This is a genomic window from Leifsonia shinshuensis (assembly GCF_013410375.1).
Lineage (GTDB): Bacteria > Actinomycetota > Actinomycetes > Actinomycetales > Microbacteriaceae > Leifsonia > Leifsonia shinshuensis.
The window spans coordinates 3506480-3520542 of record NZ_JACCFL010000001.1 but is presented as its reverse complement, the minus strand read 5'-3'; the positions used below and the strand labels follow the sequence as shown (position 1 = coordinate 3520542).

12 protein-coding genes are annotated in these 14063 nt (G+C 69.3%); 5 read left to right on the top strand and 7 right to left on the bottom strand.

The features are described 5' to 3' along the window. Positions 1-18: 18 nt before the first annotated feature. Positions 19-858, bottom strand: a complete 840-nt coding sequence (locus HNR13_RS17035) for an exodeoxyribonuclease III (protein ID WP_179607715.1) — start codon at positions 856-858, stop codon at positions 19-21. Positions 859-867: 9 nt separating this feature from the next. Continuing rightward, on the bottom strand, positions 868-2112 hold the full coding sequence (locus HNR13_RS17030) for a YhjD/YihY/BrkB family envelope integrity protein (RefSeq protein ID WP_179607713.1): 1245 nt from the start codon (positions 2110-2112) through the stop codon (positions 868-870). A gap of 223 nt (positions 2113-2335) precedes the next feature. On the opposite strand from HNR13_RS17030, the gene HNR13_RS17025 reads away from it, so the two are divergent. The 4 genes from HNR13_RS17025 (at position 2336) to HNR13_RS17010 (ending at position 7952) form a co-directional block, all read left to right on the top strand. Then, a complete protein-coding gene (locus tag HNR13_RS17025; protein WP_179607712.1) occupies positions 2336-3970 on the top strand; it encodes an RCC1 domain-containing protein in 1635 nt (544 codons plus the stop codon). A 412-nt stretch (positions 3971-4382) separates the two neighbouring features. Continuing rightward, on the top strand, positions 4383-5855 hold the full coding sequence (locus tag HNR13_RS17020) for an RCC1 domain-containing protein (protein ID WP_179607709.1): 1473 nt from the start codon (positions 4383-4385) through the stop codon (positions 5853-5855). Positions 5856-6007: 152 nt separating this feature from the next. Next, positions 6008-6796: a hypothetical protein gene (locus tag HNR13_RS17015; RefSeq protein ID WP_179607708.1), complete on the top strand. Its 789-nt coding sequence runs from the start codon at positions 6008-6010 to the stop codon at positions 6794-6796. 172 nt (positions 6797-6968) lie between these two features. Beyond that, positions 6969-7952, top strand: a complete 984-nt coding sequence (locus HNR13_RS17010; RefSeq protein WP_179607706.1) for a virulence RhuM family protein/type II toxin-antitoxin system death-on-curing family toxin — start codon at positions 6969-6971, stop codon at positions 7950-7952. A 106-nt stretch (positions 7953-8058) separates the two neighbouring features. Here the strand turns inward: HNR13_RS17010 and HNR13_RS17005 are convergent, their stop codons facing one another. The 5 genes from HNR13_RS17005 to HNR13_RS16985 form a co-directional block, all read right to left on the bottom strand. Continuing rightward, on the bottom strand, positions 8059-8820 hold the full coding sequence (locus HNR13_RS17005) for a succinate dehydrogenase iron-sulfur subunit (RefSeq protein ID WP_179607705.1): 762 nt from the start codon (positions 8818-8820) through the stop codon (positions 8059-8061). After that, entirely contained in the window at positions 8820-10622 is a 1803-nt protein-coding gene (gene sdhA / locus HNR13_RS17000; RefSeq protein WP_179607703.1) for a succinate dehydrogenase flavoprotein subunit, read from the bottom strand. The genes HNR13_RS17005 and sdhA overlap by 1 nt, the downstream gene beginning before the upstream one ends. 23 nt (positions 10623-10645) lie before the next feature. Continuing rightward, positions 10646-11089, bottom strand: coding sequence for a succinate dehydrogenase/fumarate reductase transmembrane subunit (locus HNR13_RS16995; protein WP_179607702.1), 444 nt, complete (start codon positions 11087-11089; stop codon positions 10646-10648). A 1-nt stretch (position 11090) separates the two neighbouring features. Beyond that, positions 11091-11507, bottom strand: coding sequence for a succinate dehydrogenase, cytochrome b556 subunit (sdhC, locus tag HNR13_RS16990; RefSeq protein ID WP_179607700.1), 417 nt, complete (start codon positions 11505-11507; stop codon positions 11091-11093). Between the two features lie 146 nt (positions 11508-11653). After that, positions 11654-12775: a mannose-1-phosphate guanylyltransferase gene (locus tag HNR13_RS16985; RefSeq protein ID WP_179607698.1), complete on the bottom strand. Its 1122-nt coding sequence runs from the start codon at positions 12773-12775 to the stop codon at positions 11654-11656. A 74-nt stretch (positions 12776-12849) separates the two neighbouring features. On the opposite strand from HNR13_RS16985, the gene HNR13_RS16980 reads away from it, so the two are divergent. After that, a complete protein-coding gene (locus HNR13_RS16980) occupies positions 12850-14019 on the top strand; it encodes a glycosyltransferase family 4 protein (RefSeq protein WP_179607696.1) in 1170 nt (389 codons plus the stop codon). The last annotated feature ends 44 nt before the right edge of the window (positions 14020-14063 follow it).

Here is a 14063-nt window from a genome sequence, read left to right as displayed (position 1 = left end):
GTAGAAGGGGTGCGGATGCTAGAGGGCGTAGTCGACGACCACGGGGGAGTGGTCCGACCATCGCTCGTCGTAGGCGGCCGCACGGTCCACCGCATAGTTCTTCACCGTCGCCGCCAGCTCCGGGGAGGCCAGCTGGTAGTCGATCCGCCAGCCGGTGTCGTTGTCGAAGGCCTGCCCGCGCCACGACCACCAGGTGTACGGGCCGTCCACCTCGCCCGCGGCCTTGCGGCCGACGTCGACCCAGCCGAGCCCGGCGCCGTCGTTGTAGCGCGGGTCGTCCTCCGCACCCAGGATGCGGTCGAAGTAGGCGCGCTCCTCGGGGAGGAAGCCCGCCTTCTTGACGTTGCCCTTCCAGTTGCGGATGTCGAGCTTCCGGTGGCCCACGTTGAGGTCGCCCATCACGACGGCGTACGCGCTGTGCGCGGTCAGCCGGGGGAGCCGGGCCTCCATCGCGTCGAGGAAGGTGTACTTGGCGTCCTGCTTCTCGGTGCCCGCCTCGCCGGAGTGGACGTAGGCGCTGACCACCGTGACGACCGTGCCGTCGACCTCGTAGTCGGCCTCCAGCCAGCGGCCCGCGCTGTCGAAGTCGGCGGCGCCGAGCTCGACCCGGTGGATCTCGGCGCGCGGGTGCCGGCTGGCGATCGCCACGCCCGCGCGGCCCTTCGCCGTCGCAGGGTCGTGCACGACGTCCCACTCGGGACCGAGCAGGCCCTGGAGGTCTTCGGTGCTGGCGCGCACCTCCTGCAGTGCGAGGATGTCCACGTCCCTGGCGTCGAGCCACGCTCCCATGCCCTTGCGGTAGGCGGCACGGATGCCGTTGACGTTGACCGTCGCGATGCGCAGGGGTTTCGAGGGCATGCCTCCAGCCTAGCGGCGGGCGGCGACGCCGCTCTCGTCGAGCAGGTCGTTGAGCTGGTGCTCGGCCTTCTCGACCCTGCGCTGCGCGCTCAGCCGGGCGAGGAACTTCGCCCGCGCCAGTTCGTCCCGCGCGTTCTGCAGCTCCGCCTTGGCGACCAGCACCCGCGCCTCGTACTCCGCCGCCGCGCGCTCGGCCGCGGCCTGCTCGGGCGTGATCATCCGCGGCGAGATGCCGCTGTCGAACATCCCGACCGCGATCCAGGAGGCCGACAGCAGGATGACGCGCGACACCAGGTTGAACCAGATCAGCAGACCGACGAAGACGGCGAAGGTCGCCAGCAGCGGGTTCTTGGTCGCCCCGGTCAGCAGGAGGCCGCCGAGGGCGCTCAGCCCGGCGAGCACGCAGGCGCCGAGCAGCACGCCGAAGAACAGGTTGCGCCACGGGATCGCGACCCGCGCCATCACGCGGAACATCGCGCCCAGCGTGAAAATGTTGAGCACCACCGAGATCAGCAGCCCGGAGAACCGGGTGAGCGCGTCGGTCCAGAACGTGTCGGAGCTGAGTCCGACGAGCTGGAGGAAGAAGGCGACGGCCTGGGTGCTGATGATCGAGATCAGCGCGGAGAAGATGAGGACCAGCCCGAACCCGAGCGCGAGGAACAGGTCGCGGATCTTCTGCAGCACGTAGTTGGTGGTGTCCCGGCTGAGCCCGAAGACCGCGCGCACGGCCTGGCGGGTGTAGTACAGCCAGCCGATCGCGGTCCAGAGCAGGCTGACCGCGGCGACGACGCCCGACCAGCCGAACGACGTCGCCGACTCCAGCTGCTCGGAGTTGATGACGCCGGTCGACGTGGGCGTGGAGATGAGCCCGGGGATCGCCCGGTTGATGATCTCCACCAGCGACTCGTAGATGTCGTTGTTGCTGCTCAGCCAGACGCCCGCGACGGAGAACCCGAGCCAGACCGCCGCGAATACGGCGAACAGCGACTGGAAGCCCATCCCGGCGGCCCGGAGGTTGCCGTCGGAGTGCGAGAAGTTGATGTACACGCGGTACGGCCGTAGCGACTGCACCCACTTGGCCCAGCGGGAGACCCGCGCGACCGGCTTCTCGAGCCGCTCCTTCAGCGGCTCGGCGGCGTCGAGGATGCGCTCCTTGAGCGTCTCCTCCGGCTCGACCGTCCCCTCGGCGCGCTGGAGCGACGGATCGGGCTGCGCCGTCACCGTGCCCTCCCCGTGTCGCGACTTCCTGGCCACGCGGAAAGGATATCGACTCGCCGGCGGCGGCAGTGGCATCCGTCGTCCGGCGCCGGGGGCCTCCCTCTCGGCGGGACGCCTACAGCGCGACCGTGTAGCGCGCAAGTATTTGTATAGTTAGCGTACCGGTGCTAGATTTCAGGTTGGTACATGGTATTTGTCAGGCGTGACTGTCCGTCTCCCTCGCTCCACCTTCTCCATCGCTCCACCTGAAAGGACCTCGATGAACGACACCCCCGAGACCGAGCCCGCGCGCTCCGACCACCTCGTCTCCCGGCGCACGGTCGCCAAGACGGCGGCGTGGGCCGCGCCGGCGATCCTCGCGACCGTCTCCTCCCCGGCTTTCGCCGCTTCTTCGTCCCCGGCCGCCCTGGCAGTGAGCTTCGACAAGGCGCTGTACACCGTCGCGCCGAGCGAGAGCCTCCCGGCCGGCGGCGTCGTGGTCACGGTGGTCGACGCGGGCGGTCCCGTCGCGAACGCCCGCGTGACGGTCACGATCGCCCAGATCGACGACGTCGGCGGCCCGGGAGCCGACGACGGTGTGGACGGCCCGGGGGTCGAGGACCCGGGCGAGGGGGTCTCGGGCCTCGAGCGCCCCACGGCGAGGTTCGCCGCAGGCACGACGTTCGTCGGCGTGACCTCCCCGACGGGAGTGCTCGTGCTCCCGCTCATCACCGCCGGCGCGTGGCAGGGCGCTCTGAACGTCACTGCCGAGACCACGGTCGCGGGAGTCCCCGCCTCCGCCGCGGCGGTGCTCCGCGTCTTCCGCGACGCGGCCATCGTGTCCTGGGGCTACAACTATCTCGGCGTCCTCGGAGCCGGCATCGCGGCGGGAGACGCCGTGGTGCCGCTCGGCACGACCATCCCGGACATCGCGGGGCTCACACTGGGCCGCTCGGCGGGGGTCAGCCAGTTCGCGCTCGATCGGAGCACGGGCCGGATCTGGGGCTGGGGCTACGGAGTCCCCGGCATCCCCGGCAATAGCGTCGTCAACCCCGAACCGGTGAGCGTCGGCACCTTCCCCGGGGCCGTCGACGTCGTCTCCGGGTACTACGCCCACTACGCCCTGATGTCGGACGGTCGCGTCCTGTCGTGGGGCTACCGCGCCTACGCCATGCTCGGCGACGGCGACACCGCGGACCAGGGCGGCTACAAGCGCACGCCGTCCGAGGTGAAGTTCCCCGCAGAGGCGGGCAAGATCGTCAAGGTCGCCGCCGCGCTCTGGAACGTCTATGCGCTCGACGAGAACGGCGCCGTGTGGTCGTGGGGCGACATCGCCTTCGAGGCTCGCGGTGACGGCCTGGGCGTGCGGACGTGGGTGCCCACGCGGGTCCAGCTCCCGGAGGGCCGGCGTGCCACCGACGTGTCCGCCCACTTCTACGGCGGCCACGTGATCATGGAGGACCGCACGGTGTGGGGATGGGGCTGCGGGCTCTACGACATGCTCGGTGTGCCCTCCATCGCGGCCCGGGCGGCGGTGCTGCAGGTCCCGGGCATCGCGGACGCGCAGAGCCTGTTCGGCGGGTGGTACAACTCGGCGGTCGTGCTCGGCGACGGTTCGCTGCGCACCTGGGGCACCAGCGACTACGCGGCCAACGGCCAGGGCGTGAGCGGCGGCTACCCGGTCGGCGTCTTCGACAACGGACTCACCGGCGTGAAGAAGGTCGTGTTCAACGCCCACTCCGGCCTCGCTCTGAAGAACGACGGCTCGGTCTGGCACTGGGGCTACAACGGGTCGGGAGAGAACGGCAACGGCAACCGGGTCAGCCCCGTCCTGCGCCCGAAGCGGGTGGAGGGCCTGGTAGGGATCCGGGACATCGGCACGACACAGTACAGCTACTTCGCCAGCACTCGCTGACGAAGATCGAGCCAGGCGGAGGGGCGCTCTGGCGTGCCTTCGGGCGCCCCTCCGCCTTCACCCCTTCCGGGTTGCCGGTTGGATGCCGAGCAAGGAAGCGGACGAGAACCGCACATAGACGCTCCTGCGTGCCAGGTGCTAGATTGTACGTTGTACATTTCACGAGTTCCGCGAAAGGCTCCTTGACGTAGTGAACGGCATTACCCCCCCCCCCCCCGGAAGTCCGCATCCGTAACTGACGGGATCGCCCCCCCCCCCCCCCGCAGATGAGGGTGCGTCCTTCGGCATAACCCGGCGCACTGTCGCCAAGACCGCCGCCTGGGCCGCACCCGCCGTCGCCCTGGCGGTCGCTTCGCCGGCCTTCGCCGCGTCCCCTCCTCCCGTCGGCACGTTCACCGTCACGCTGACGTCGATGGTCTACACGACCAGGCCCGGCGAAGAGTTCGCCCTTCCCGCGGTCGCCGCCACTGTCCGCGACCGCAACGGCGTGGTGGCCGGTGCGCAGGTCGAGTTCCGCATCGACGAGATCGAGGACGGCGAGGCGCCCGAGCCGGAGGAGCCGGGCGAGGACGACGAGCCCGATACGGACGACCCTGGCAGCAGCTCCCCCGCCTCGGCCGGCTTCGGCGGCGTCGACGGTCCCAAGAAGGTCATTGTCACCTCCTCCGCCAGTGGCCTGGCGACCCCTCCGCCGGTCAGGGCGGGGCTGGGGCTGGGCGTGCTGCGTATCACCGTCACCGCCACCCGCACCATCGCAGGCAAGCCGGACGTCGCCACGGACGAGGGCTTCCTTCGCGTCCAGGCCGTCATGATGGTCCTGTCCGCCGGTTACGGCGGCACCGGCGAGCTCGGCAACGGGTCCACCCGCAACAGCCCGATCCCGTCCGGTGTGAGCATCCCGGCCAGCGTGGGCTCCATCCGGCTCATCGGCACGAGCCCCAACCGCAAGGGCTGGGCCGTCGACGCCTCCGGGACGCTCTGGGGCTGGGGGTCGGACGCCGGCCACGTCCAGGCCTCGCGGGGCACGAAGACCACCCCGCAGCCGATCCACGGCCTCCCGACGGACATCGCCCAGGTCGCGGGCACCGACAAGGCGACCTACGTCCTCACCGAGGACGGCCACGTCTGGGCATGGGGCTCCCGCGTGTATTACGCGATGGGCGACGGGAACAACAAGAGCGAACAGCTCACCCCCGTCCTGCTCGCCAACATCTCGAACGTCACGAAGATCGCCGCGAGCACCCGCACCGTCTATGCCATCGACGGCGACGGAGCCCTCTGGGTCTGGGGCCACGGCAACTACGGCTCGCTGGGCCTGGGCTCCGCGGGCGGCGACGCCCAGATCCCCACCCGCATCACCGGCTTCCCCCCGGGCCGGAAGGTCGTCGATATCGGCGGCCGGTACAACGGCGCGACCGCCGTCCTCGACGACGGGACGGTCTGGGGCTGGGGCCACAACGGCCACGGCGCTATCGGCGACGGCACCGTGACCAACCGCACCGTGCCGACCCGGGTGCCTGGCATCGACACCGCCGTGCGCGTCGACACCGGCTGGTACAACACCAGTGTCGTCCTCGCGGACGCGACGGTGCGGGCGTGGGGCCGCGGCAACTACTACAACATGGGCCTGGGCGACACGACCCGCCGCGTCAGCCCGGTCGACCTCGGCCTCAGCCACGTCCACTCGATGGCGTGGGGCTGCGAGACCGGCCACGCTCTCCTGACGGACGGAAGCGTGCTCGGCTGGGGTTACAACGGCAACTACGAGGTCGGAGCCGGTGTGAAGGAGTCCCGCACGAAGGTGCCGCGCGTGCTTCCGGGGGTCAAGGCCACTGCGATCGCATCCACGCAGTACGCGACGTTCATGCTGCAGGCGCGGGACTGAGGCCAGGCGAGTCGGAGGCGGGCGCCGGTGCATCGCCCGCCTCCGCCGAGCACCCACTGACCACTCGATCGCACCTCGATGTGCAATCGAGCATGGTTAGCAGGTAAGATTGGCGTGAGAAATTTCAGCACGCCAAGAAAGGCCTTCCTCTCGTGAACGACACACCCGACTCCGACGCGCCTCGTCTCGTCTCCCGACGCGCGGTCGCCAAGACGGCCGCCTGGGCCGCCCCGGCCATCGCCCTCGCCGCCGCCTCGCCGGCCCACGCCGCCTCGCCGGCCAAGGACCCCGCCGGCGTGATCGGCATCGACAAGAGCACCTACACGCTGGAGCCGGCCGGCGCCTACGTGGGGCGGATCACCGGAACCATCACTCCGGCGGCAGGGGGAGACGTCCCCGCGAACCTCGTCCTCACCGCGACCGTCGAGGACGCTGCTTACTTCGAGGTGCTGGCCCAGCCTGTCCTGAGCGACGACCGACGCACCTTCGAGATCATCGTGCACGGACTGCCCACAGGGGCGCGGACGGGCCGGGTGACGATCTCCGCCGCGAATCACGCCAACTGGGTGCCCGCCGAGGCCGCGCTGGAGAAGGACTTCCCCACCACCCCGCCCCCCGTGGGGACGCCGACGCTCGTCTACGACCAGTTCCTCTTCGAGAGCCCGCGCGGAGGCACGACCACGCTCACCGGAAAGATCCTGGTGCCCGAGGGCACGCAGCTGCCGGAGGGCGACATCGCTCTCGCGGCCTACTCGGCCATCGAGGGCTGGGAAGTCGTCGGGGGAGTGACGCTCGTGGGCAACACCTTCTCGTTCGACGTCAAGCAGACCCAGTTGGTCCGGCACTTCGGCTACTTCACGATCGTGTGGCTCGCACCGAACCTGGGTGCCGAGGTCAAGGTCCCGTTCGCCCGTGCCTACACGTGGGACGGTGTCAACTGATCGACGCCTGCACACGGTCGGCGCGGCCGTGACATAGCGACCACCACGCGCGGAAGCGCCCCCGAACATTCGGGGGCGCTTCCGCCCGTTCGGGCTGTCGCTTCCACCGCAGCGCCGCGCGCTGAGGCGCCGCGAACGACGGACGCAGCACATGGATCAGGGGCAGGTCGCTATGAGCAGTCGAGAGACGCGTGGCACGCCGAACGCCGAGCCCGATGAAGAGTCGTTCGCGTCGGAGACCGGCGTGGAGTTCTACTCATCGCCTGACGGTGCGGTGAAGCTGCCGGTGCGGTTCGACGGAGAGACGGTGTGGGTCACACAGGCGCAGATGGCGGAACTGTTCGCGGTCGATGTGCGCACCATCAACGAGCACCTGGGAAATGCTTTCAGCAGCGGCGAGCTCGAACGTGAGGCAACCATCCGGGATTTCCGGATAGTTCGACGTGAAGGCTCTCGCGATGTCGCACGAAGCATCCAGCACTACGATCTCGATGGAATCATCTCGGTCGGCTATCGGGTGCATTCGCCGAGAGGCGTTCACTTTCGACGGTGGGCTACCGGCATTCTCCGCCGGCGCATTCTGGACCAGAATGCCGCTGAACTCCACCGGCTGCGCCAGGTGACGGAGCTGCTCGCGACCTCCCACGATGAGCAGTTGGCGAGTATCGGTCGGATCATGCAGCGGTACGCCGGGGACCTCGACCGCCTCGCCGACTATGACCGAGGAGAGGTGAAAGTATCGGAGGAGGCGCTGGCGACCGCCCGTATTGACATCGCCGACGTCGAACGCATCGTCGAAGAACTCCGCGAGCGCTATCCGGACGATGAACGGCTGGGCATCGCAAAGGATGACTCCATTCACGGAGTCATCGGGCAGATTGACCAGACGTTCACGGGTCAGGACCTCTATCCGAGCGCGCAGGAGAAGGCCGCGAACCTTCTCTACCTGGTGGTCAAAGATCACCCGTTCGGTGACGGCAACAAGCGCACCGGGGCGGCGCTGTTCGCCTACTTCCTCGACCGGAACGGCATCGGGCTCGAAAAGGCGGTCCCGCGCAACATGCTGACTGCGCTCACCCTCATCGCGGCCGCCAGTGACCCCAGCAAGAAGAATGAGACGGTGGCCCTGATCCGGAGCCTCATCTCGGTCGATTAGGGCGAACGCACCGAATCGTTCAGTGAACCGCGAACGACGAAGGCGCCCCCGGTCTCCCGGGGCCGCCTTCGTCGTCAGCGGTTCGCTCAGGCCGTCGCGGCCGACGTCACGCCTTGCCGCGCATGATGGCCTGCTTGACCTCCGCGATGGCCTGCGTCACCTGGATGCCGCGGGGGCAGGCGTCGGTGCAGTTGAAGGTCGTGCGGCAGCGCCAGACGCCCTCCTTGTCGTTGAGGATGTCGAGGCGCACCTGCGAGTTGTCGTCGCGGGAGTCGAAGATGAAGCGGTGCGCGTTGACGATCGCGGCCGGGCCGAAGTACTGGCCGTCGGTCCAGAACACCGGGCAGGACGACGTGCACGCGGCGCACAGGATGCACTTGGTGGTGTCGTCGAAGCGGGCGCGGTCGGCGACGGACTGGATGCGCTCCTTGCCCTTCTCCGGCTTGCTGTTCGCGACCAGGAACGGCTGCACCTCGCGGTAGCTCGCGAAGAACGGCTCCATGTCGACGATGAGGTCCTTCTCCAGCGGCAGGCCCTTGATCGCCTCGACGTAGATCGGCTTGGAGATGTCCAGGTCCTTGATCAGCGTCTTGCAGGCGAGGCGGTTGCGGCCGTTGATGCGCATCGCGTCCGAGCCGCAGACGCCGTGGGCGCAGGAGCGGCGGAAGGTCAGGGAGCCGTCCTGCTCCCACTTGATCTTGTGCAGCGCGTCCAGGATGCGGTCGGTCGGGAACATCTCGACGTCGAAGTCCTGCCAGCGCGGCTCCGTGTCCACGTCCGGGTCGAACCGGCGGATGATGAGCGTCACGGTGAACGACTGGACCGGGGCCTCCGGGGCCGGGGGAGTCTCGAGCACGGCGCTGGACATCAGTACTTCCTCTCCATCGGCTGGTAGCGGGTCACGACGACCGGCTTCCAGTCGAGCGTGATGTGGTCTGCCGCGTCGGCGGAGTGCGGGTCGCCGGTGAGGTAGGCCATCGTGTGCTTCATGTAGTTCTCGTCGTCGCGCTTCGGGTAGTCGTCGCGCATGTGGCCACCGCGGGACTCCTTGCGGTTGCGGGCGGAGAAGACGACGACCTCGGCCAGGTCGAGCAGGAAGCCCAGCTCCACGGCCTCCAGGAGGTCGGTGTTGAAGCGCTTGCCCTTGTCCTGCACCACGATGTTCTTGTAGCGCTCGCGCAGGCGGTGGATGGTGCCGGTGACCTTCTCGAGCGACTCGTCGGTGCGGAACACCTGGGCGTTCCGGTCCATCTCGTCCTGCAGCTCCTTGCGGATGGCGGCGATGCGCTCGGTGCCGGTGGAGTTGCGGAGGCCCTCGATCATCTCGCGGACGTTCTTGGCGGGGTCGGCCGGCAGCGGGACGGCCGTGGCGGTCCGTGCGTACTCGACCGCGTTGTTGCCGGCGCGCTTGCCGAACACGTTGATGTCGAGCAGCGAGTTGGTGCCGAGACGGTTGGAGCCGTGCACGGACACGCAGGCGCACTCGCCGGCGGCGTAGAGACCGGGGACGACGGTGGTGTTGTCGCGCAGCACCTCGGCGTTGTTGTTGGTGGGGATGCCGCCCATCGCGTAGTGCGCGGTCGGCATGACCGGCACCGGCTCGACGACCGGGTCGACGCCCAGGTAGGTGCGGGCGAACTCGGTGATGTCGGGGAGCTTGGTCTCCAGGACCTCCGCGCCGAGGTGCGTGCAGTCGAGGAGGACGTAGTCCTTGTGCGGGCCGGCGCCGCGGCCCTCCGCGACCTCCTGGACCATGCAGCGGGCGACGATGTCGCGCGGCGCGAGGTCCTTGATGGTCGGCGCGTAGCGCTCCATGAACCGCTCGCCGGAGGCGTTGCGCAGGATCGCGCCCTCACCGCGGGCGCCCTCGGTGAGGAGGATGCCGAGGCCGGCGAGACCGGTCGGGTGGAACTGGAAGAACTCCATGTCCTCCAGCGGCAGCTTCTTGCGCCAGATGATGCCGACGCCGTCACCGGTGAGGGTGTGCGCGTTGGAGGTCGTCTTGAAGATCTTGCCGAAACCGCCGGTCGCGAAGACGATCGCCTTCGAGTGGAAGACGTGCAGCTCGCCGGTGGCCAGCTCGTACGCGACCACGCCGGCCGGCTGCTCGACGCCGTCGACCTCGTTCATGATCACGTCGAGGACGTAGAACTCGTTGAAGAAGTTGATGCCGAGCTTGACGCAGTTCTGGAACAGCGTCTGCAGGATCATGTGGCCGGTGCGGTCGGCGGCGTAGCAGGCCCGGCGGACCGGCGCCTTGCCGTGGTCGCGGGTGTGGCCGCCGAAGCGGCGCTGGTCGATCTTGCCCTCGGGCGTGCGGTTGAACGGCAGGCCCATGTTCTCGAGGTCGATGACCGCGTCGATGGCCTCCTTGGCGAGGATCTCCGCCGCGTCCTGGTCGACCAGGTAGTCGCCGCCCTTGACGGTGTCGAAGGTGTGCCACTCCCAGCTGTCCTCCTCCACGTTGGCGAGCGCCGCGGCCATGCCGCCCTGCGCCGCGCCGGTGTGCGAGCGGGTGGGGTAGAGCTTCGAGATTACCGCGGTCTTGGCGTGCGGTCCGGCCTCGATGGCCGCGCGCATGCCCGCGCCGCCTGCGCCGACGATGACGATGTCGAACTCGTGGTAGTGGACGCCGTCGATGACGGTGGATTCGGTGGTTTCAGTTGTCACAGCGTTTGTTTTCCGTCAATCAGTCACTTGGCCGGGCAGAACGAAGGCAGGTCGGCCGCGTGGGCTCCCGCCGGGCACGGGTCGAAGGTGAAGATCACCAGGGTGCCGAGCACGATCAGCACGACGACCGCCGCGAGCACCGCCCACTTGAGGATGCGGTTGACCAGGACGTTGTGCGCGTAGTCGTTGATCAGGGTGCGCATGCCGTTGCCGCCGTGGATCAGGGCGAGCCACAGCATGAGCAGGTCCCAGACCTGCCAGAACGGCGTGGCGTACTTGCCGGCGACGAAGGCGAAGTCGATCTGCTTGACGCCCGCGCCGAGCACGAGGTTGATCAGCAGGTGGCCGAAGATCAGGATCACCAGCAGGATGCCGGAGAGCCGCATGTAGATCCAGCCCCACTTCTCCCAGTTGACGCCCTTGCGGGCCGGGCGGGCCGGCGTGCGCGGAGCCTCGATGGTCGTCACGTCAGTTCACCTCCGAGAAGATGTGGATGAGCTGGGTCGGGACGAAGCCGGCCATGAGGATCACCCAGAGGGCGATGACGATCCAGAACATGACCTTCTGGTACTTGACGCCCTTGCTCCAGAAGTCGATCAGGATGATCCGGATGCCGTTGAAGGCGTGGAAGATGATCGCCGCGACGAGCGCCATCTCCCCGAATCCCATGATCGGGTTCTTGTAGGTGCCGATCACCGCGTTGTACGCCTCGGGGCTGACCCGGACGAGCGAGGTGTCGAGGATGTGGACGAGAAGGAAGAAGAAGATGGCGACGCCGGTGATGCGGTGAAGCACCCACGACCACATGCCCTCACGGCCGCGGTACAGCGTGCCGCCCGGCCTCGACTTCGTCGGTTGCAGGGTCCCTGCCGCTTGCTCTGGCACGAACAACCCTCCCTGGTTGCGATCGCTGAAAGAAGGCGCACGAAGCGCGTGGCAAGTCTATGCCGCGGGGCGGTTCCGCGCTGCTTAGGGTGCCCTTGGTTATCTCGACGTCGAGATAAATGGCGAGAGCGGCCCGGCGGTGCCGCTCAGAGCACGTCGGTCGAGCCGGTGACCTTGAGCGCGTCCACGACCGACTTCACCCGCTGGGCGTTGTCGGTGGTGGTGACGAGCAGCGCGTCGGGCGTGTCGACGATGACGATGTCCTTCACCCCGATCAGGCTGATGACCCGCTTGGTCTGGCTCACGACGATGCCGCTGGAGGCGTCGGCGAGCACGCGGGCGTCCGCGCCGAGGATCGCCAGGTCCGTGGTTCGGCCGCCGGAGTTCAGCTTGGAGAGCGACGCGAAGTCGCCCACGTCGTCCCAGTCGAAGTAGCCGGGGATGACCGCCAGCCGCCCGGCCGCCGCAGCGGGCTCGGCGACGGAGTAGTCGATCGCGATCTTCTCCAGGTTCGGCCAGATCCGGTCCACCGCCGGGCCGCGCGTGGCGGGGTCGTCCCACGCCTCCGCCAGCTCCAGCAGACCCTTCAGGAGGGCGGGCTTGGAGCGGCCGATCTCCTCCAGGAGCCGGTCGGCGCGTGCGATGAACATCCCCGCGTTCCACAGGTAGGAGTCGCTGGCGAGGTAGGCCTCCGCGGTGGGCAGGTCCGGCTTCTCGACGAACGACTCGACGGCGAGGGCGTTGGGAGCGCCGGTCACCGTCAGCTCGCCGCCGCAGCGGATGTAGCCGAACCCGACCGCGGCCTCGGTCGGCTTGATCCCGATGGTCGTGATGAAACCGGCGTCGGCGGCGGCGACGGCCTCCTTGACCGTGGCGGCGAACAGCCGCGTGTTGCGGATGACGTGGTCGGCGGCGAAGGACCCGACGATCACGCCGGGCTCCCTGCGCTCCAGGATGGCTGCGGCCAGCCCGATCGCTGCGGTGGAGTCCCGCGGCTCCGACTCGAGGACGATGTTGGCGTCCGCGAGCGCGGGCAGCTGGGCCTCGACGGCGGCGCGGTGGGCGCGGCCGGTGACGACCATGATGCGCTGCTCGCCGGCGATCGGGGCGAGCCGGTCCCAGGTGTCGCGCAGCAGCGTCTGCCCCGACCCGGTCAGGTCGTGCAGGAACTTCGGCGCGTCCGCCCGGGACAGCGGCCACAGCCGGGAGCCGATACCGCCGGCCGGGATGATGCTGTAGAACCGGTCGAGCGCGCCAGGAGAAGTCATGGCGAAAGGATACCGAGCGGTTCTGGACACCTTCCGTTCACAGCCCCGACATTCCCGCCCGGGACACTGTGGTCATGCGGGTCGCCGTCGTCAGCGAGAGCTTCCTCCCCACAGTGAACGGGGTGACCACCAGCGTCCTCCGGGTGCTCGATCATCTGGCCGCCGAAGGGCACGAGGCCATCGTGATCTGCCCCGAGGCGGGCGCTCCGGATGAATACGCGGGTTATCGCATCCACCAGGTGCCCTCCATCGCGTACCGGCAGTTCCCGGTCGGGCTGCCGAGCCCGCAGGTGCAGCGGATCCTGGCGAAGTTCGAGCCGGACGTGCTGCACGCGGCCTCTCCGTTCTTCCTCGGCGCGCAGGCGATCGCCGCCGCCAACCGGGTCGGCGTGCCCTCCGTCGCCATCTACCAGACCGACGTCGCCGGGTTCGCCCGCCGCAACGGGCTCGGGATGACGGCCGCCATCGCCTGGAAGTACGTGCGGTGGGTGCACGAGGGCGCCGACATCACCCTCGTGCCGTCCTCGGCCAGCGAGTACGACCTGCGCGAGGCCGGCGTCAGCCGGCTGGCGCGGTGGGGCCGCGGCGTGGACCTGGAGCGGTATCACCCCAACAATCGCCGGACGCCGGAGGCCGCCGCGCTGCGTGAGCGGCTCTCGCCGGACGGCGAGGTGGTCGTCGGCTACGTCGGCCGGATCGCGCCGGAGAAGCAGGTGGAGCGGCTGCGCGTGCTCCGCGGAGTGCCCGGCGTCTCGGTCGCGATCGTCGGCGACGGTCCCGCCAGGGAGACCGTCGAGCGTCAGCTGCACGGCGTCCCCACCACCTGGCTCGGCCGGCTCGGGGGAGCGGACCTGGGCGCCGCGTACGCGGCCTTCGACCTGTTCGTGCACACCGGCTCCGAGGAGACCTTCGGGCAGACCGTGCAGGAGGCGCACGCCTCCGGCCTCCCGGTGATCGCGCCGCGGGCCGGCGGCCCGATCGACCTGGTCGAGCACGGCGTGGACGGGTTGCTCTTCCCGCCGGCCGACGACCGCGGCCTGCGGGCCGCCGTCGCGATGCTCGCCACTGACGCGCCGCTCCGGCTGCGGATGGGGGAGGCCGGCCGCCGCCGCGTGCTCGGCCGCGGCTGGGACGTGCTCTGCTCCGAGCTCATCGGCCACTACGAACGGGTGATTCTGGACGCCTGCACGGACGTCCGCCGCGGCGGAGCCCCGCGGGTGGGCCGCCAGCGCGCATACAGTTAGGTGGCTCCTTCTCGCCCCGGCTCCGGCCGGTGTCGAACGGGCCA

Excerpts from the sequence above, each read along its gene's own strand:
- HNR13_RS17025 (WP_179607712.1), top strand. The coding sequence starts at position 2,336 with ATGAACGACACCCCCGAGACCGAGCCCGCGCGCTCCGACCACCTCGTC.
- HNR13_RS17020 (WP_179607709.1), top strand. The coding sequence starts at position 4,383 with ATGGTCTACACGACCAGGCCCGGCGAAGAGTTCGCCCTTCCCGCGGTC.
- HNR13_RS17010 (WP_179607706.1), top strand. The coding sequence starts at position 6,969 with ATGAGCAGTCGAGAGACGCGTGGCACGCCGAACGCCGAGCCCGATGAA.
- HNR13_RS17035 (WP_179607715.1), bottom strand. The coding sequence starts at position 858 with ATGCCCTCGAAACCCCTGCGCATCGCGACGGTCAACGTCAACGGCATC.
- HNR13_RS16980 (WP_179607696.1), top strand. The coding sequence starts at position 12,850 with ATGCGGGTCGCCGTCGTCAGCGAGAGCTTCCTCCCCACAGTGAACGGG.
- HNR13_RS17005 (WP_179607705.1), bottom strand. The coding sequence starts at position 8,820 with ATGTCCAGCGCCGTGCTCGAGACTCCCCCGGCCCCGGAGGCCCCGGTC.
- HNR13_RS16985 (WP_179607698.1), bottom strand. The coding sequence starts at position 12,775 with ATGACTTCTCCTGGCGCGCTCGACCGGTTCTACAGCATCATCCCGGCC.